8 protein-coding genes, 1 tRNA gene and 2 rRNA genes (1 of these 11 running past the window's edge) are annotated in these 20,231 nt (G+C 62.1%); 5 read left to right on the top strand and 6 right to left on the bottom strand.

Features of this window, described 5'->3' with window-relative positions:
- The 3 genes from NKI31_RS06325 to NKI31_RS06315 form a co-directional block, all read left to right on the top strand.
- Nucleotides 1-2,614, top strand: a 23S ribosomal RNA gene (locus NKI31_RS06325); it begins 188 nt to the left of the window's first position.
- Between the two features lie 203 nt (nucleotides 2,615-2,817).
- Nucleotides 2,818-2,932: ribosomal RNA gene (rrf, locus tag NKI31_RS06320) — 5S ribosomal RNA — on the top strand.
- 258 nt (nucleotides 2,933-3,190) lie between these two features.
- A tRNA-Met gene (locus tag NKI31_RS06315) sits at nucleotides 3,191-3,267 on the top strand.
- A 319-nt stretch (nucleotides 3,268-3,586) separates the two neighbouring features.
- Here the strand turns inward: NKI31_RS06315 and NKI31_RS06310 are convergent.
- Nucleotides 3,587-4,375, bottom strand: a complete 789-nt coding sequence (locus NKI31_RS06310; protein ID WP_352650869.1) for a SapC family protein — start codon at nucleotides 4,373-4,375, stop codon at nucleotides 3,587-3,589.
- Between the two features lie 239 nt (nucleotides 4,376-4,614).
- Here NKI31_RS06310 and NKI31_RS06305 point away from each other — a divergent pair, with 239 nt between their 5' ends.
- Together NKI31_RS06305 and NKI31_RS06300 are read left to right on the top strand one after the other, a co-directional pair.
- Nucleotides 4,615-4,884, top strand: coding sequence for a DUF6916 family protein (locus tag NKI31_RS06305; RefSeq protein WP_023704276.1), 270 nt, complete (start codon nucleotides 4,615-4,617; stop codon nucleotides 4,882-4,884).
- A 70-nt stretch (nucleotides 4,885-4,954) separates the two neighbouring features.
- Nucleotides 4,955-5,527, top strand: a complete 573-nt coding sequence (locus tag NKI31_RS06300) for a 2OG-Fe(II) oxygenase (RefSeq protein WP_023707559.1) — start codon at nucleotides 4,955-4,957, stop codon at nucleotides 5,525-5,527.
- A gap of 15 nt (nucleotides 5,528-5,542) precedes the next feature.
- Here the strand turns inward: NKI31_RS06300 and NKI31_RS06295 are convergent, their stop codons facing one another.
- The 5 genes from NKI31_RS06295 to NKI31_RS06275 form a co-directional block, all read right to left on the bottom strand.
- Nucleotides 5,543-5,986: a GNAT family N-acetyltransferase gene (locus NKI31_RS06295; RefSeq protein ID WP_032995624.1), complete on the bottom strand. Its 444-nt coding sequence runs from the start codon at nucleotides 5,984-5,986 to the stop codon at nucleotides 5,543-5,545.
- A 94-nt stretch (nucleotides 5,987-6,080) separates the two neighbouring features.
- A complete protein-coding gene (locus tag NKI31_RS06290) occupies nucleotides 6,081-6,608 on the bottom strand; it encodes a phage tail protein (RefSeq protein ID WP_352650867.1) in 528 nt (175 codons plus the stop codon).
- 9 nt (nucleotides 6,609-6,617) lie between these two features.
- Nucleotides 6,618-7,139: a phage tail protein gene (locus NKI31_RS06285; protein WP_023672956.1), complete on the bottom strand. Its 522-nt coding sequence runs from the start codon at nucleotides 7,137-7,139 to the stop codon at nucleotides 6,618-6,620.
- 12 nt (nucleotides 7,140-7,151) lie between these two features.
- Nucleotides 7,152-7,658 (bottom strand): phage tail protein, encoded by a 507-nt coding sequence (locus tag NKI31_RS06280; RefSeq protein ID WP_352650864.1) that lies wholly within the window; start codon nucleotides 7,656-7,658, stop codon nucleotides 7,152-7,154.
- A 117-nt stretch (nucleotides 7,659-7,775) separates the two neighbouring features.
- Nucleotides 7,776-20,015, bottom strand: a complete 12,240-nt coding sequence (locus NKI31_RS06275; RefSeq protein WP_352650862.1) for a hypothetical protein — start codon at nucleotides 20,013-20,015, stop codon at nucleotides 7,776-7,778.
- Nucleotides 20,016-20,231: the final 216 nt, after the last annotated feature.

Genomic DNA, 20,231 nt, shown 5'->3' with positions numbered 1-20,231 from the left:
ATCGATAATAGGTAACTTATCCTGAATACATAGGGATAAAGTGGCGAACGCGGGGAACTGAAACATCTAAGTACCCGTAGGAAAGGACATCAACCGAGACTCCGGAAGTAGTGGCGAGCGAACCCGGACCAGGCCAGTGGCGATTGAGAGACAAGCGGAACCTTCTGGAAAGTAGGGCCATAGTGGGTGACAGCCCCGTACGCGTAATGCAATCAATCGTCCTCGAGTAAGGCGGGACACGTGAAATCCTGTCTGAAATTGGGAGGACCACCTTCCAAGCCTAAGTACTCGTGCATGACCGATAGCGAACTAGTACCGTGAGGGAAAGGTGAAAAGCACCCCGACAAGGGGAGTGAAAGAGTACCTGAAACCGATTGCCTACAAACAGTGGGAGCCCGCAAGGGTCACCACGTACCTTTTGTATAATGGGTCAGCGACTTAGTGTGACGAGCAAGCTTAAACCGCTAGGTGTAGGCGCAGCGAAAGCGAGTCTGAACAGGGCGTTCAGTTCGTCGCATTAGACCCGAAACCGAGTGATCTAGCCATGAGCAGGTTGAAGGTAAGGTAACACTTACTGGAGGACCGAACCCATAACTGTTGCAATAGTTCGGGATGACTTGTGGCTAGGGGTGAAAGGCCAATCAAACTCGGAAATAGCTGGTTCTCCGCGAAATCTATTTAGGTAGAGCGTCGACCGAATACCCCAGGGGGTAGAGCACTGGATGGGCTAGGGGTCCTCACCGGATTACCAAACCTAACCAAACTCCGAATACCTGGGAGTACTAGTCGGCAGACACACGGCGGGTGCTAACGTCCGTCGTGAAAAGGGAAACAACCCTGACCTACAGCTAAGGTCCCCAAGTTATGGCTAAGTGGGAAAGGATGTGAGGATCCCAAAACAACCAGGATGTTGGCTTAGAAGCAGCCATCATTTAAAGAAAGCGTAACAGCTCACTGGTCTAAATAAGGGTCTTTGCGCCGAAAATGTAACGGGGCTAAAGCCATACACCGAAGCTTAGGGTTTGGTCCGCAAGGGCCAAGCGGTAGCGGAGCGTTCTGTAAGCTGACGAAGCCGTACCCGTGAGGGGTGGTGGAGGTATCAGAAGTGCGAATGCTGACATGAGTAACGTAAGGGGAGTGAGAGACTCCCCCGCCGAAAGACCAAGGGTTCCTGCTTAAAGCTAATCTGAGCAGGGTTAGCCGGCCCCTAAGACGAGGCGGAAACGCGTAGTCGATGGGAACCACGTTAATATTCGTGGGCTTGGAGGTAGTGACGGATCGCACAAGTTGTCCAATCTTATCGGATTGAACGGGCAGCGGAGCGGTTCCAGGAAATAGCTCCTCCTTATAAACCGTACCCGAAACCGACACTGGTGGTCAGGTAGAGTATACCAAGGCGCTTGAGAGAACTATGCTGAAGGAACTCGGCAAATTGCACGCGTAACTTCGGAAGAAGCGTGACCCTTTTCTACGCAAGTAGAGGAGGGTGGCACAGACCAGGGGGTAGCGACTGTTTATCAAAAACACAGGGCTCTGCGAAGTCGCAAGACGACGTATAGGGTCTGACGCCTGCCCGGTGCTGGAAGGTTAAGAGGAGGGGTGCAAGCTCTGAATCGAAGCCCCAGTAAACGGCGGCCGTAACTATAACGGTCCTAAGGTAGCGAAATTCCTTGTCGGGTAAGTTCCGACCTGCACGAATGGCGTAACGACTTCCCCGCTGTCTCCAGCATAGACTCAGTGAAATTGAATTCCCCGTGAAGATGCGGGGTTCCTGCGGTTAGACGGAAAGACCCCGTGCACCTTTACTATAGCTTTACATTGGCATTCGTAGTGGCATGTGTAGGATAGGTGGTAGGCTTTGAAACCTGGGCGCCAGCTCAGGTGGAGCCACCCTTGAAATACCACCCTTATTACTATGGATGTCTAACCGCGGCCCGTTATCCGGGTCCGGGACAATGTATGGTGGGTAGTTTGACTGGGGCGGTCGCCTCCTAAAGAGTAACGGAGGCGCGCGATGGTGGGCTCAGAACGGTCGGAAATCGTTCGCTGAGTGCAATGGCATAAGCCTGCCTGACTGCGAGACTGACAAGTCGAGCAGAGACGAAAGTCGGTCATAGTGATCCGGTGGTCCCGCGTGGAAGGGCCATCGCTCAACGGATAAAAGGTACGCCGGGGATAACAGGCTGATGACCCCCAAGAGTCCATATCGACGGGGTTGTTTGGCACCTCGATGTCGACTCATCGCATCCTGGGGCTGGAGCAGGTCCCAAGGGTATGGCTGTTCGCCATTTAAAGCGGTACGTGAGTTGGGTTCAGAACGTCGTGAGACAGTTCGGTCCCTATCTGCCGTGGGTGTAGGAATATTGAAAGGATCTGTCCCTAGTACGAGAGGACCGGGATGGACGGATCTCTGGTGGACCTGTTGTGGCGCCAGCCGCATAGCAGGGTAGCTATATCCGGACGGGATAACCGCTGAAGGCATCTAAGCGGGAAACCCACCTTAAAACGAGTATTCCCTGAGAACCGTGGAAGACGACCACGTTGATAGGCCGGGTGTGGAAGAGCGGCAACGCTTGAAGCTTACCGGTACTAATAGTTCGATCGGCTTGATCGTTCTCATTCCTTATGCTCATCGTGAAACACGATGATCTGACCAGCGCTCACGCATGAGCGGCCCTTACAGGGCCTATGCTCCGCGAGGGCGCCGGAAAACCGGCGACGCGCAGTCGCGCTTGCGGGCTTACGCCCGTAAGCAAAACACAAACGTCGCCTTGGCACGAAAAAAGCAGCTTCTCGATATAACGTGCGTTTTGCCGACCTGGTGGTTATGGCGGAGCGGCTGCACCCGATCCCATTCCGAACTCGGCCGTGAAACGCTCCAGCGCTGATGGTACTTCGTCTCAAGACGCGGGAGAGTAGGTCGCTGCCAGGTCTGCAAAACGCACGTTGAACTCTCATCCGCAAACCGGATGAAACTGAAATCTTCTCTCTACGAAAAGGCCCGCCAAGGGATCACGGGCCGCGCAAGCGGCCCTTTCATTTGGTCAGCCATATACCTATCTGTAAGCCATCCTGTTCATAGGCCCAGGCTTACGTCCAGATAAGCAAGCAAACGCTTGCTTCAGATCCGGAGCAGGCAAGAGCTTGCCCTGGAGAGTCCGGAGCAAGCAAGAGCTTGCCCTGGAGGTGACGCGGGGTGGAGCAGCCCGGTAGCTCGTCAGGCTCATAACCTGAAGGTCACAGGTTCAAATCCTGTCCCCGCAACCAACAAAAAAAGCCCGCTTCACGCGGGCTTTTTGCGTTCGGACCGTGATCGATGGCCACGACCGGCTATTCAACGATTGAGGAGGGCAGCAAGGCTGGCGTGCTCGACTTTATTGACAGGTCCGCGAACCGGGGGGGGATGCCGCCTCGGCGCATTTCGGCGAGAGCTACACGTCGAGCATTGGGAGTTCGCCAGCCCGTCATGGCAAGCGATCTGCACGACAACAGCATGATTCGAGCGGCGGAGAGATCGTCGTGCGAAGGCGCGAACCGTTGATTTAAACAACCCGCGCCTTGCCGAAGCTTTTCGTCGCGGGCCGCTTCAGCCAACTCGCCGCAACGACGCCTGGAAGACCAGCGAGGTCCAGCTGTTGCTCGAGGCGAGATGGCAATAGAGCAGCGCAAGCGCGCCGGATTTCCTGAGATCGAGAAACGCCTCGTCGCTCAATTTGTTGAAGGCCGGCTCGTCGATCACCTGAAAGTCGGTGAGGTTGAGGGTCTCGCCGCCCTCCAGCGTCACCTTGCTCTGCCGCGGCGCGAACAGGCCGTGCGCGTCGATCTTGTCGATCATGGCGCGAGTCGCATTGAAGTCGGTCTGGAACTGGCTGCAGAAGGCGAGCGCCTGCTTCGAGGCCTCGGCCGGCTCGTTGCCGTCGAAGAAGGGCGCGATCTCGTCGCTGTCCTTGGATGAGGGCATCTGCTCGACGACGCGTTCGCTGGCGCGGTCGATGCACAACGTCAGGCGGCCGGTCGTTTTCGATTCATCGGCGAGGATGAAGGGGTACCGGCGGACATAGGCGGGAATGTAATGCGGCTCCGCCCATTTGCCGTCGGCGCCGACGAACAGGTTCTGGTCCTGGCGCAGGCCGGTGATGATGACAGGCGCCTTGGCGTCGCCGATGAAAACGATGGGGTAAGAGCGCATCGCCGCGGGCATTTCCGAGGCGACGACGGGGATGGCGTGCGCGGTGCGGGCAAAGGAGAAATCGGCACGCGCCGTAAGGCCGAGTGAGCCGTGCCGCAGCGGATTGAGCGCCTCGGGCTTTTTGTAGAACAGCGGCAGCGCATTGGCGGGCGTGCTTTCCGCCCCGTCCGTTTTCGCATCAGTCATCCCTGGCATTCTCCTCCTATGCGCTCCCGGTTTAGGCCAGCGGCGGCGAGGGCGCAACGCACTGACGACTGATCTACCCCGACATTAGCGGGATAAATCTACCTCGTTGTTCGATCGTGCTCTTTTCTACTTCTGGAGATCGAGCTCTATAGACAGCATGCCATCAAGCAGCGACATTGGCTGACGGGACAGACTCTCAAACACAAAACGTCTGAAGACAGACGAACCAGGGCAGGCGCATGGCATCGCTTTCGGATTTCGAGCAGGGGCAGAGCTTTTCCGTCGAAGCCGGCGGTCAGACGCTCACGCTGGAACTGAGCGCGGTGCAGCCCATTGCCAACAGCCCGCGCGACGGCGGTGGCTTCACGCTGCTGTTCAGGGGGCCGCGCGACGCGGCGCTGCCGCAAGCTATCTATCGGTTCAACGGCAAAAGCGGCGCCCATGAGATCTTCATCGTGCCGATCGCTGCCGATGCGGCGGGGCGACTTTACGAGGCGGTATTCAACTGATTTTTCGCGGTCCGATCGGCCAGGGGACGATCCGGTCATCAGGGTGATTGCCAGCGCGGCGGCTCGACATATGATCGACTATATCGAGATTGCGGACGTATTTGACGGAGCGGCGTGTAGCGCACTGTGCGCCGAATTCCGGGCGGCCGTGGGCCGTCCGGCCGGCCTGCTGGGGCGTGCCGACCAGAAGACGGCATGGATCCGCAAGACCGCGCGCGCCGAGGTTTCGCAGGCCACTGAAGCGCGAGTGAGTGCCCTGTTGGCGCAGCAGAAGGCGGCTCTCGAGCGGCATTTCGGGCGGCTGCTCGGCCAGGTCGAGGAACCTCAGTTCCTTCACTATCGGGAAGGCGATTTCTTTGTGCCGCATCAGGATGGCAACACGCCGCTCATTCACGACGAGTCGCGGTTCCGAAAGATCTCGGTGGTGATCTTTCTCAACCGTCAATCGGACAACCCTTCGCCAGAAAGCTATGCAGGCGGCTCGCTGGTCCTGCATGGGCCTTACAGCGGCCCGGACCTGCGCGTTGCCATGCCCGCATTGCCGGGCTCTCTCGTCGCCTTTCGTTCGGAAACGACGCATGAAGTCACCCCGGTCACGTGCAACGAACGTTTCACCATCGTATCCTGGTATCGCGGCGCGTGACGACCAACACGGCCCTTACGGCGAACGGATCATCAGGTCGTAGACGCCTTTGTCCTCGGCAACAGTGAAGCCGAGGCGTTTGTAGAGCCGCCGCGCTGGATTGTTCTTCTCGACATGGATCGAGACCGACTTGCCGGCGGCGGCGGCCTCATCGATGAGATCGGCGAGCAACGCACCGCCAGACCCCTTGCCGCGATGCGCCGGCAGGAAGGCGATATCTATGATGCAATGCTCGCTCGCCGAGCGCTCGATATACAGGCGACCGATATCTTGCCTTGCCTGCTCGATCACCAGCCAGTCGGCGTTGGGATAGTATTTCTGGTAATGCGCGTGCTGCGCTTGAAACTGCATGTCGAGGAACGCCGTTTTCTGCGCGTCGCTCCACGGCGTGACGGCAAGTTCTTCGGCGCGGGTCGAGGCGTAGAGCGCCGACAGGAACGGCAGATCGGCGTCCGCCATCGGGCGGAACGTCAGATCAATCCGCGCCGCGCGCACCCAGCAAAATATAACAGGCCCGTTGTCCACAGTCGGAAGCTGGATCATGGAGTGGCGCTTACGGACGCGCCGGATAGACGCCTTGCATGGCAATGATGAACGTCATCGCCAGATAGGGAGGCAGGTTGTTGTGAGGCAACGTACTGCCCGTTATGCTCAGTGCCTGGGGGTCCATCTGGACCAGATTTTGCGAAGTGTTGTTCTGATACAGCGTTCCGCCCCCCGACTTCCCCAGAACAACCGCATCGGTAAGAGTTCCCTGGGCGCCACTCTCGGTGGATATCGCGACAAAATGATTATGTTGCGGCATTTCCGTTTGCAGAAGGGTGACGGACGTTTCGCCACCCGTCTCGCCGAGAAACCGCTTCGACAAGCCATTGCCCTGTCCTTGCCCCATGGGCGCGGAGCCAGCCATATTCGGCAACGCGAAGGTCGACTTGCCGTCGCCGCCGTAAACTGTGCCCAGGAGCGAAAACAGCGCCGTATTCTGCGAGATTGGCAGGAGCTGGCCATCGCAGGTCGCCCACCCCGTCGGGGCGAAATCTCCGGCAAAAATTCGAATTTCGGCGACGAACGGATTGGTCATGGCAAGTCTCTAGCTTTGCTGGGGGAAGATGCCAAATAGCGAGATGATGAAACTGACGGCGAGGAACGGCACCATATTGTCGTGAGGCTGGCTGCCGCCGGCCGGCGAAATGGCTCCGGCGGCCATGTTGCCATCAGGTGCGATACCCACATAGGGCGTCAGCAGGCTCGATGTCGCCAGGACACCGCCGGACGGACCCGGATTCTTGGCGATATTCGACGAACCGGTCCAGGTATGGGAATGGTTCGGCATTTGTTGGGTTGAAACAGTGACGGATTCGACCCCGCCCAGTTCTCCGATGATATAGGTCTGGCTGACCAGCGGGCCCTTGCCAGCATGGACGGGGATGCGGGATGCGAGGTTGGGCAGGGCGAATGTTTCCTCCCCGTCGCCGCCATAGGTCGTACCGATCAGATTGAACAAGGTTTCGTTCTCGGAGATCGGCATCAGCTGGCCTTGGCAGAACGCCCAGCCATTCGGAGGGAAATTGCCACCGAACATCCTGATCTCGCCGACAAAAGGTTGGCTCATCGAAGCGTCCTCTTAATTTCGCGACGGGAATATGCCTTGCAGGGCAATGATGACATTCAAGACGAGATAGGGCGATCTGTTCTCATGCGGCTGGCCGCCACCGACGAAAGTGATGTTTTCCTTCGCCATAGCCACCGCGCTGCCAGGCGGCTGATAGATCGGGCTGGCGTTCGCCCCCAACAGCGCGCCGGATGGATTGTTGACGTTGCCGGCAGTGTTCGATGCGTTGACGAAATGGTTGTGTGTCGGCATTTCGCCGAGCGTGAGCGTGTGAAACTCTTCGCCGCCCTGGCCGCCGACAATTGCACCGATAGGGCCGCCCGTATGAACCGCCGCACGTCCCCTCATATCCGGAAGGGCAAAATTTGTCTGGCCGTTGCCGCCGTACCTGGTGCCTAGAAGTGAGAACAATGGCTGGTTCTGGTTAAGCGGCAACAACTGGCCGTTACAAAATGCCCAGCCGCGCGGTGCATAGTTCCAGGAAATGATCTTGACTTCACCTAAATAAGGCTCACTCATCCCCGTTCCCTCCGTTGCCGCTTACTGTCTGAATTCTTGTATTATGCCTAAGTAAGACAGCAAGTCGATATCAGATTCATAAAATATATTTCCTAGGACGAAATCCAAGGTTGCTGACTACGGTGTCGCGGCAGGCAGCAGTGGCAGCGGCTGGTTGAAGAACGTCCGGGTGTCCGTCAGTGCCGTTGCCCCGCCATTGACGGTTTCGATACCGGCCTCGCTCGCCTGCGGTACGTTGATCGTGCCGTCGGCGCCGCCGAGGCCGTCCGCGAGGAAGCGGATGGCATTGGCGTTGTTGACGTTGGTGATGGTGTTGGCATGAACGTCGGCATTGATGATAGCGCCGGCAAATGTGGCGGTGACCGTGATGCCGCGGCTGTCGGCATTGTCGCGAATGGTGTTGTTGGTGACCGTCGCGTGCACGGTGCCCGGCTGCACGAGCTGCGTGATCGAGACGCTGTCGCCACCGCCTATGCCGTTGACGCCGATGCTCTGAATAATGTTGTTGTCGATCAGCACCTTGGCGACGCCGAGGCTTTCATGCCCAACCCTGATGCCGTTGCCGGTTCGCGATCCCGAGGTTGCTACGCCTTGCGTACCGATGACGTTGTTGGCGATTGTGCCGTCAAGCGTCCGTGCGAGGTCGCCGCTGCTGAACAGGTTGATGGCCGTCGAGTCGCTGTTGGTGACGGTGTTGTTCCGGACGGTGAAATTCAGATTGCCGCCCGTGCCGGCGCCGGAATTGCTGCTCTGGGTGAGGTTGATGCCGTTGTTCAGATTGTTGAATAGATTTCCCGTGGTCTCGCCGATGTGAGCATTGACGGTGCCGTCATTGGCAATGACGAACAGACCGGTTCCAGGGATGACTCCCGGTCCGGGATAGGCGTTGTTGCCGGTGAAGGTTGCGCCGTCGACGGTCAGCGTCATCGTCGGCGCGCCGGCGACACCGGCGCCGTCCGCCTCGAAGATGAAGTCGCTGCCGGCATTGTTTGAGGCGCCGTTGTTCGAGAACGTGCCGCCGCTCACCACCAGGTTCGCCAACGTGCCGCCGGAATTGATGACCTGCACGTTATGGGTGAATGAGTTGGAGACCGTGAGGTTGGTGAACGTGGTGACGTGCGAGGCGTTGCCGGTAAGTTCGTTGAACAGGATTCCGGACTCGGTGTTGGCATCGGCATTGCTGTTCAGGGTCAGACCGTTGAGCACCACACCGTTGACGCGCAGGCCCTTTATGCCGTTGCCCGCATTGTCGCTGATAATCATGTTGCTCAGGCTGACATCCTGAGTGTCGGTCAGGCTGACGCCATCGCCGGTCGAGTTCTGGATCGTGCCGCCGCTGCCCCCCGTCGCGCCGGTGCCGGTCACCACCAGATTGCCGCTGGTGCCGGTGTTGTTGAGCACGATGCCGTTGGCTGCACCATTGGACGCAATGCTCCTGAACGTCACGTCGCCGGCGCCGATCGTCGTGTTGGCGACATTAAGGGCCGTGCCCGTGCCGGACACGATGGTGTTGCCGGTGCCCTGCACCGTCATCGTGCCGCCGGTGGTGGCTGCCGGACCGGGGCCGGTGGCGCTGAAACCGGCGCCGCTGGTCGTGGCGATGACCAGCCCGCCATTGGTGAAGTTGATCGTCGCGCCGGCATTGTCGCTCAGGCTGACGCCAGCCGCCGTGGTCGAGGTGATCGATTTCGACGCGCCGGAGAAGGTGATGATGCCGGCGACATTGTCGTCCAGCAGGATGCCGATCTGGCCCGCCGCATTATGCGTGATGTTGCCCGACAGGGTGATGTTGCCGGCGGTCAGGGCGCGATCCTGGATGTTGACCGCCTGGCCGGTGCTGCCGCTGGTGATCGCGCCGGCATAGGTGAAGGCCGCCGTGCCGCCGCTGTTGGCGGTGCCTAGGCCATCGCCGATACGGATCACGGCGCTTGTTCCGCCCACCAGCGCGCCGGTGCCGAGGTCGATCGCTCCCGAACCGGTGACGGTATCGAGGATGACGGCGCTGGTGCCGCCGGCGCCTTTGTTCGTGGAAGCGAAGGTCACGCCGCCCGCCGCGATGGCAACGCTGTCAAGGTTGACCGCGACGCCGCTGCCGGTCGAAATCGTGTTGCCCGAGCCGATAACGGTCACGGTGCCAGTACCGTTGCTCGTGGCGTTGAAGCCGGTGCCGGAGGTGGTGGTGATGGCTAGGCCGCCGCCGGTGAAGTTGACCGCGGTGTTGGTGTTCGCCGTCAGGTCGACGGCATTGTTGGCTCCGGTGGTCAGTATCTTGCTGGCGCCGGAGAAGTTGATCGTGCCGCCGGTGTTGGCGTTGACGAGGATGCCGTTGGCCACGCCGCCGGTGGCGCTGAGAGTGCCCGACAATGTCGTGGTGCCGGCGGTGCGGGTGGAGATGCTGACGACGTTTCCGGCCGTGGTCTTGGTGACCGAGCCGGCATAGCTGACATTGGCCGAGCCGCCGGTGACCAGGAAGGCCGCGCCGGTCGCGCCGCCGAGCGCACCGGAGCCCAGGCTGACAGTGCCGGCGCCGGTGACATTGGTCAGCGACACGTTGTTGGTGCCGCCGGTCGAATTGGTCGAGGTGAAATTGATGCCGGTGGTGGTGGCGATGCCGTTGAGGTTGACCGCCTGCGCGGAAGTGGAGCTCACCGTGCCGGTCGTCACATTGACCGTGCCGCCATTGCTGGCGCTGAATCCGGTGGTGCCGTTGGTGACGATGTCGAGGCTTGCGAAGCTGACGGTCGAGGCCGTGGCGCCGTTGTTGATTGCGACTGCGGTGCCGGTCATCGGCGTCGTGGTGCCGAGATCGACCGTACCGGTGAAGCTCACCGTATTGGCCGCCGTCGCGCCGGAAATGCTGATGCCGCTCGCAGCGCCGTTGGCGATCACCGAGCCGGCGAAGGTGAAGCTGCCGCCAGCGCGGGTCGAGATCGTGGCCGCCGCGCCCGACGTGCTGATGATGGAGCTGGCGCCGTCGAAGCTGATCACCGCGTTGCCGCCGGTCACCGAAAGGCCGCTGCCGCCCGATATGTCGACATTGATACCGGCAATCGTGCCGCCAGCGCCCGACGCGCCGCCGAAGGCGATGCCGGTGCCGGTCGCCGCCGTGGTGATGTTGACGTTGGTCAGCGTCGTCGTGCCGGTGGTGTTGTCGAGCCTGAAGGCAATGCCGGTGGCGCCGGTGCTGGTGACGTTGGTGATGGTGCTGTTGGACGCGTTCAGCCACACATCGCTGGCGTTGCCGGAGAAGGTAACGTTGTTGATCGTCGTGCTGTTTGACGGCGTGATCTCGATACCCTGCGTGGCAAAATTGCTGATAGTCATGTTGCTGATGACGGTATTCGCAGCGCCCGCGCCATTGTCCTTGATGCCGCGCGCGGCACCCGCCGGGCTGCCATTCAGGATGAAGCCGTCGATGATGTTGCCGCCGGCGCCGAGCGTGATGACATTGTTGCCGGCACTCGTGGTCAGCGTCGCGGCGCCATTGGGCGTCTGGTCGATGATCGAGATGTTGTTGCTGGCGAGCTGGATGGTGGAGGGCACCGTCAGCGCCAGGTTGATGTTGCCGTTGCCGAAGCCGCGCAGCTGCTCGCCGATGGCGAGCGCCAGCGTGTCGTTGCCATTGCTGCCTGCCGCGGTGATGACGCCGCCATCGTTGACGAGGACGAGAATGTCCGTCGAGACTGCTGCTGCTTCGGCGGTGGCCAGCGTCGCGAGATTGTTCTGGTCGCGACCGCTGCCGTCACCGGTCGCGGACGCGCCGACGAAATAGACTTTGCCGACTCCGAAGCCCAGGCCGGGAGCCGACTGGAAGTTCACATCCTGGAAATTGTAGGTGCCGGCAACCGGCGCACTGGATGCGTCGATGCCTACATTGGCGCCGATGGTCGAGAGCTGGTCGGTCGCCGATTCGCCGTCGCCATAGGTGAAAGCGAGGTTGGTGGCGCTGTTGAGGAACACGCCGGTGTTGACCCCGGCTATGCTCGAACTGGCGCCGCCGACCACGGCATCACCGAGGCGCACCGTCTGGCCGCCGATGGCGCCGCGCAGGTCGACGCCTATCGAGGTGCCGGCGGCGGCATTGGTGACATCGAAGTCATTGGCCGTCAGCGCCGCATTGATGGTGGCACCGTTGAGGTCGAAGGCCACGCCCGTGGTGCTGTTCAGGCCGATGTCGAGATCGTTGAAGGACAGCGCCGCGCCAAGCGTGCCGGAAACATCGACACCACGCGTGGTGATGCCTTGCAGGTTGACCGTGCCGAGAATGATGGCGCCGCCGCCGGACGAGGCGATATTGGTCAGCGAGATGCCGGTTGCGGCGGCAGTGGCCGAAACACTGTCGAAATTCATGCCCGCAGCGCCAATCGCAACGCCATTGAGGTTCAACGCGGTGCCGCCGGCCGTCGTGGTGATGCTGTTGTCGCTGAGGAGCGCGCCGACGCTGACCGTGCCACCGCCGCTGGCGTTGAAGCCCGTGCCGGAGGTGGTGGTAATCACCAGGCCACCCGTATCGAAGTTGATCGTCGCGCCGGTGTTGGTCGTCAAGTCGACCGCCGTATTGGCGCCAGTGGTCAGCGTCTTCGTGCCACCGCTGAGAGTGATGGTCCCGCCGGAGTTGCCGTGGACATAAATACCATTGTCGAAACCGCCGGTGGCGCTGAGCGCGCCGGACAGTGTGACCGTGCCGCCGGTGACGCCGGAGATGTCGACGATCTTGCCGGTGGTGGTCTTGGTGACCGTGCCGCCATAGCTGACGGTCGCAGCACTGCCATTGAGCAGGAATGCGACGCCCGAAGCGCCGCTCAATGCGCCGGATCCGAGGCTGACTGTTCCGGTGACATTGGCCAGGCCAACATTGTTGGTGCCGCCGCCCGACGAGGTCGAGTCGAGCGCGATGGTGGCGGCGACGCCGGAGAGGCTGATGGCCTGGCCGCTGGTCGAATTTACCGTCTGGGCTGCAGCGGAAGCGGTGATGCCCATCGTGCCGCCGGTCCCGACAATGCCGGTGCCGCTGGTGGTATCGATGGTCAGGCCGTTGAGGAAGTTCACCGTGCCGGCGCTTTGCGAGAAGCCGACGCCGCTGCTCGTGTCGATGTTGGCGAGGCCGGCGATGTTGAGGTTGCCGCTGACCCAGTTGATGCCGCCGCCGGTCGTCGCGACGTTGTTCACCGTCACCGTGTTGAAGGTGAACGTGCCGGTGTTGGCGCCGGTGACGTCGATGCCGAAGCTGCCGGTGCCGGTGATGCTGGTTGCGCCGGAGACATTCACCGCCCCGGTGACGCCGTTGAGGATGATGCCGCTGGTGGCGCCGCTCGAGGTGATGCTGTCGAAATTGACGCCGCCGGCGCCGAGTGTGCCTTGCAGCGACAGCGCGGTCTGGCCCGTGGCGTTGATCGTCGTGGAACCGGCATTGGCGACGGTGAGGCCATTCAGTCCCGAAAGGCTGAGGCCGGTGGCCAACGATGTCGTGATGTCGAGGCCGCCATTGAAGTTGACCGCAGCTGCCGCGCTGCCGCCCGAAATCGAAACGCCGTTGCCGCCGGTGATCGTCACCTGGTCGGTGAAGGTCACCGCGCCGCCGGTGCGGTTGGCGATATTGATGCCGCCACCGGTCAGCGTTCCCGGAGTGGCGCTGTTGGGCAGGATGCCGCGCGACACCGAAATGGTGCCGGTGCCGCCGTTGACGTCGAGCAGCGTGCCGGCAACGTTGATGTTGTTGTTGATGATCGACAGATTGCCGTTGAGGCCGGCGACCTGGATGGCCGTCTGACCAGCGGCGACGTTGCTGATCGTCACGCCTTCGATGGTGATGCCGCTGGCATTGCTGAAGCCGACCGCGCTCTGATCGATGAGGAAGGCGGCACCGGTCGCGCTGCTGAAGTCGAAAGCGGTGTGGCGCACGGCGTTGTCGCCGAGCAATTGCATCAGGTTGGCCGTCCCGCTGACCACGGCCTCGTCGCCGGTGATGTTGCCGCCGGTGGCGCCGAGATTGCCCTGGACGTTGGCCGGCTGGATCGTGCCGGTCGAAACCACATTGCTGTTGCCGAAGCCGGTGATCGTCTGGCCGGAATCGAGCGTGAAGGCGGTGGCGCCGAGATTGATCGTGCCGACGAAGGCGAAGTTCTGCGTGCCGGTCAGCGCATCGGCGGCGGCGAGCGAAATGGTGTTGACGCCCATGCTGAGATTGCCGGTCGTGCCGGCGGCGATGAAGCCGCCCGACTGCGAGACCAGCGTGATCGAACCGGGCGCGGTGGCGAGGTTGGCGCTGCCGGTGAAGAACACGTCGTCGAAATCGTAGTTGCCGAGCGTCGGATCGAGACCGACCGCGTTGACGGTGAAGCCGCCGGCGGCGGCGATGATGAAGGATTCCAGCCCGTCGGTCGAATCGCCGTCGCCGAAGGTGAAGTTGGCATTGGCGGAGGTCGCCGTGGTCTGGCCGGACGACAATTCGACGCCGATGCCGACATTGTCGATCTTCGAGCCCTGCAGGAAGGTGATGACCTTGTTGCCGGTGGTCGACGACAGGTCGATGCCGCGCGAGGTCAGGTCGCCCAGGCCGGTGATCGTCGTCAGGCCGAAATCGGCCGTCGTCGAGGAGCCGCTGAAGTCGATGCCGGTCTGGTTGGCGCCGACATCGTCGATGGTGGTCGTGCCGAAGCTGACATCGTTGTTGGTGCCGGCGAAGTTGATGCCGGCAGTGCCGCTCGTGGTGCCCAGCGTGACCTGGGTCGTGCCGAAGGTCACCGGGCCGGCATTGCCGACAATGTTGATGCCGATGCCGCCGGCGCCCGTCACGGTCACCGCCCCGAAGGTTGCCGATGCGGTGCTCGCGACACCGGAGACGGACAGGCCGGTGCCCAAGGCATTGGTGATCGATAGCGGGGTGGTAACATTCAACGTTGCGGTGCCGATCAGGCCACCGACCACCGCGCCGCCGCCACCGCTCGCCGACAGGGTCGGGCCGGTGAAGCTGAACGCACCGCCTGCCGGGGGCAATGTCGAGCCGATTGCGAACAGATTTCCGGTGCCGGTCGACGTGACGCTGCCGCTGAACTGGGCCGAGCCGCCGATGGTGCCGTCGATCTTGACCGCCGTGCCTGGTGCTGTTGCCGAGCTGGAGATGTTGGCCGAGACCGTGATCGCGGCGCTGCCGCCAAAAACCACGACGCCGTTGCCGGTGCCGGAACCGGTGATGGTGCCGCCGATGTTGATCGTGCCGGTGTTGTTGGTCAGGCTGACGTCGTCGCCCGAAACCAGCGTCGTCACCAGATTGTTGACATTGACCGTCGCGGCGCTGCCTTGCACCACGAAGCCGGGGCCACCGCCAACAACCGTGTCGATCGTCGTCGTGCCATTGAAGGTAACGGCGTTGGCCACGTTGGTGAGGCGGATGGCGTCGCCATTGACGCGATTGATGTCGACAGCGCCGAAGGTGACGCTGCCGCCGCTGGTGTTTTCGATGAGGATGCCGGTCTGCACGGCGCCGCCTGAGCCGTCGACGGTGACGCTGTCGAAAATGACGCCGCCTGCGCCGATGGTCAAACCGCCGGCGCCACCGAGATGGATGCCGTTTTCGACAGGGCCGAGCCCAGATGCGGTCGTGTTGGTGCCGGTGACGGTGAGCGTGCCGCCATTGATGGCGCTGAAGGCAAGGCCGCCATCGGTGGTGAGGTCGAGCCCGCCGGTGAAATTGATCGTGCCGCCGGCATTGCCGGTCAGGTCGATGGCGTTGGCCGCGCCGGTGCTGGCGGTGATTTGGCCGGCGAAGGTGGCGGAGCCGCCGGTCATGCCGCTGATCATGACCGCGCTCGCGGCACTCGTCTGATTGATGGTGCCGTTGTAGGTGAGGTTAGGCGTTGCTCCAAGAATGCTGAGCGCCGTGCCCGTCGTGCCGGCGATCGAACTCGCATTGTCGAAGGTCAGCGTGCCCGTGGAACCGCCCGTGACGCTGACGCCGATACCGGCGCCGGTGATATCCAAATTGTTGAAGGTGCCGGTGCCGCCGAAGTTGCTGGCCAGCAGGCCGGTGCCGCTGACGCCGCCCATCGTCGTGTTGGTGATGTTGATCGCACCCGTTGCGCCGGTCAGGTCGATGCCGGTTACGGCGCTGCTGATCGTCACCCCGGTGATGGTGGCCGCGTTTACATTCGATCCGTTGATCGCCGAGCCCGAACCCGCATTGCTGACGCTGAGGTCGGCGACGCGGTTGCCGTTGGCGAGATCGATGGTGCTGCCGGCCGAGTTGTTGAGGGTGGCGGCGCCATTGCCGAACGGATCGACCTGGGTGCCCGAAGTAACCACCTCGGCGCCGGTGACGTTGGCCGGCGGCCCGCCGAGAGCGACGGTGTTGCCGTTGGCGAAGGAGACGATCTGCTGGCCGTCGGCAAGCGTGAAGCCGTCGGCATCGGTGTTGATGGTTCCAGCGCCGCTGTTGACAAGGACGAAGATGGTGTTGGCGTCGGTCGTCAGACCGTCGGCGGCGTCGGCGTTGATAAGGTCGCCAACGCTCGCGCCGGAGCCGGTTCCGGTGTTTGCTGCGCCGACGAAGATGACGTTGGCGGTGTCGAACAGCTGCGGGCCGACCAAATGGGTGGCGTTGAAAGCATAGGTGCCGTTGCCGGCCAGCAGGCCGCGCATGTCGAGCGAGGCGGTGGTCCCCGTGATCGATGCGCCGCCGGCGGCACCGAACGAGAAGGTGGTGTTGGCGCTGGTCCCGGGCGCGCCGTGCGTGCCCATCTGGACGCCGGTGCCGGCGGAAATGACGCCGGTGCCGATCGTCACCGAGCCGCCGGTGGTGCCGGAAAGGTCGATGCCGGTCGAAGTGCCGGCGCCGGTGATGTCGAGCGAGGTGGCGGTGAAGGTCGACTGGCTGCCCGACAGGTCGAGCCCGGTCTTGCCGGTCGGCAGGCCGGTGATGTCGATGTTGGCGAAGCTGATCGTGCCGTTCGTACCGGAAATGTCGATCGCGTTTTGGCCCGGCTGGTCGATCGCGACATCGCCGAAAGTGATGGCACCGGAATTGGCAGCCAGTATGATACCAGAGCCAGAAGGAGCGGTGACCGTGACATTGCCGCCAAAGCCTACCGTTGCCGAGCTATTCTGGATGACAATGCCGTTTGCGACGTTCGAAATCGTCGTCGAGCCGGAGATATCGAAGCTGCCGGTGACGTTCGTGAGGCCGACACCGGTCCCGCCACTAATCTGGTTGAGGCTGGTCAGCGTGACATCGAGCCCAATCTGGGATGCGCTGAACCCGTTGCCGCCATTGCCGGAGATCGTTCCGCCAGTGGTCGTCAGCTTGCCGGCGCCCGTCGATGTGGCGTCGACGCCACTGCCGCCATTGACCTTGGCGTCAAGCGTCTCGAAGCCATAGGTACCGTTGCCGTTAATCAACAGGCCGTCGGTGCCGTTGTTCGACAGCGTCGTCGTGCCGTTGAACGAATAGGTTCCGTCGCCCTGGATCGACAAGCCGGCGCCGCCATTGTTGGTCGAGCTGAGGTTGGTGGCGGCAACGGTATTGGTGCCGTCGAACAGCAAGCCGTTCAGGTCGGCGCCGCTGACGGCTAGGCCCGTCATTGTGACATTGGTGACGGCGCTGCCGTGAACCGCGTTGCCGCCACCGGTATTGGACAGGTTGAAGTCGAGCAGCGAGGTATTGTTGGCGAGCGTCACCGTGTCGCCGGCACCGCTATTGGTCAGCGTGGCTGCGCCGCCGGCGTCGGAGACGGTGCTGCTGTGCACGACATTATCGCCCGTCACATTGATCGGGATGCCGCCGAGCGAGAACGTGCGGCCATTGCCGAACGAAGCCAGCGTCTGGCCGGCGCTCAGCGAGAAGCCGTCCGCATCGTCTATGTCCGTGCCGCGATTGACCAGCACGAAGATCGCGGTGCCGTCGGTATTGGCATCGGCCGTCGCGACCGTCGCCAGGTCGAGCAGCGAGGATCCGGTGCCCGAACCGGTCGCGGTCGCGCCGACGAAAATCACATTCTGCTGGTCGAACAGCTGCGGGCCGCTGAAGGTCGTCGAGCCGAAAGCATAGAGCCCGAGCGTCTGGTTGAGCCCCCGCGCGTCGAGCGAGGCGGTGATGCCGGCAATCGAGCCGCCGCCGAAACTGAATTGGGCATTGGCCGAATTGGCCAGCGAGCCGGAAATGCCGAAGCGCACGCCGGTATCGACATTGGCGATCGCGCCGCCATCGGTGATGACGATCGTCGCCCCGCCCGCGCTCGGCGAAGACAGATCGATGCCGATCGAGCCGGCGGCGCCTGTGCCAGTGATGTTGAGCGACTGCGCCCTGAAATTGGTCTGGCTGCCGGAGAAATCGAGGCCGACGCCGGAGCCGAGGCCAGCAATGACGATGTTGCCGGCAATTATCGATGTGTTGGCGCCCGCAAACACCATGCCGTCCGAGCCGGGATTGGTGATGTTGATGTCGCCGAAACGGATCGCCGCCGGCGATTCCGTGATCGCGATGGCGGGTCCGGTCGTGTTCGAGATCGTCGTCGCGCCGTTGACGGTGAAGTTGCCCGAGACATGATCGAGGACGACGCCCGATGCGCCGCCGGTCTGGGTGATCGAATCGAGCACGATATGGGCGGTGATCGGATCGATGAAGACACCGACGCCGTCGTCGCCGAGCGCCTTGTTGCCCGACACCTGGCCGCCGGTGATGGTGATCGAGCCGGCGACCCCGGTGCCCTTCACGGCAGTGCCGGCATCGTTGTTGTCGAGCGCGTTGAGGGTGGCGAAAGTGTAGGTGCCGTGGCCGGTTATATCCAGGCCGTCGTCGCCATTGCCCTGCAGCAGCGTCGTGCCGGTGAAATTGTAGGTGCCGTCGCCTTCTATGTGCAGGCCGTCGAGGCCGTTGCCCGTCGCGGTGAAATTCGAGCCGTTGACGCCGCTCGAGGTGCCGGTGAAGTCGGCGCCGTGGCCGGCCGTGCCGGTGACGGTGACATTGGTCAGCGTGGCGCCGGTAACGTTGTTGCCGAAGATGCCGTCCTTGCCGCCTGTGATGATGATGCCGCTCAGCGTGTTGCCGTTGGCGAGCGTCAGCACGTTGTTGGCGGGGTTGGTGCCTTGGATGGTGCCGTTCGAGCCGCCCAAATTGTAGGTGCCGATGCTGCCGTCGACGAGCCGCGCCTGGACGCTCCCGCCACCGCCGATGACGGTCTGTCCGTTGGCGAGCTTCACGCCGGCTGTCGTAATGTTGCCCTTGCCGCCCAGTGCGACGACAACGCCGTTAGCGCCGGCGCCGGCGACTGCATTGTCGAGCGTGGTCGGGTCGCCGATCGTGCCGAGGCCGAGCGCGTCGTTATCGCCATCGGCGAAGAAGAACTGGCCGAGTGCCGTGTTGGTGGCGGCATTGATCGCCACCCGCGTCGACGTGCCGGTGACTTTGTCCTGGCTCTCGATGCGAACGCCGATGTCGCCGCGCACGCGCTCGTTGACGCGTTTGCGCAGGCCGGGGCTGACCGGATAGACCGGCTCGGCGCCGTCATCGGCCGAAGACGAGCCCTTGTCGAAAGCGTTGAGCGGCACCGTCAGCCGGATGCTGCCGGCGAACTGGGTGTCATCGCGGTTGTCGTTGCGCACCTCGCCGGTGAAGGTCAGCGACGTGCCTTTGCCGACGACGTCGCCGATCGAATATTCCAGGCCGGCCTTGCCGCCGGTGATGCTGCCGTCGTCGCCGTCGGGATCGCCGAAATGATAGGCGCCGACATCGAAACGCAGTGAATGGTTCTCGGGCAGGTTGAGCGGCACCTGAACGCCGACCTCGCTCTCGATGCCCCAGGCCGCGTAATCGCGGTGGGCGATGGCCGATATCTGCTCGATCAGCTGATGACCGACCAGCGACAGGCTCGACTCTTGCCCGGCCGTGCTGCGGTCGCCACTGATCGGCAGATAGACGATTACGTGCGCATCGTATTTTGAGGTGATGGCCTCGAGGCCGAGCGTCGAGGCGACGAACTGGTGACTGTCGTGGTTCTGGATGTTGAGATAGGCGTAGCCGCCGATCATCAGATCCGGATTGACGATGCGGCGAACGCCGAGGCCGACGTCCTGGCCGAAGCCGTCGTCGAAATCGTATTTCGAGCGCACATCGAGAAAGAGAACGGATTCGAGATTCTGCTTCAGCGGCAGGAAACCCTCGATCGCCGTGGTGCCGCCATTGTTGTTGGCGCCGATGATGGCGCGGACCTGCGGCTGCCACAGTCCGCTGTCGCCGGCATGGGCGGCTATGCCGGAAAGGGCAAGTGCCAGAGTGGACAGCGCAGTCGTCTTCCAGAGATGTCTGGAAAAACCTGACCGGCGATACTTGGTATTCGCCCGGAACCTTCTTCCGTGCGTCGCCATGTCATTGATCTGCCGAGTTTTCTCGGTCGTCTCCATCCCTTGCGAACCCCGAGGAGTACACGCTCAGTCGATAATACTATCCGAATCCCAGTGTATAGCGAGCATCGATTGTTTGCTTTACACATCCAAGATTTCAAAGTTGTTTATTGTGGTAATCCAGCAACAGTAATTTAGCCGGCGCTCATGTACCGTATTGGCTTCCCCGCCAGGCTCGGC

It is taken from the genome of Mesorhizobium sp. M0659 (genome assembly GCF_040320605.1).
Taxonomy (GTDB): Bacteria; Pseudomonadota; Alphaproteobacteria; order Rhizobiales; family Rhizobiaceae; genus Mesorhizobium.
The sequence above is the reverse complement of the archived record's forward strand: the minus strand, read 5'-3'. Positions and strand labels throughout refer to the sequence as shown.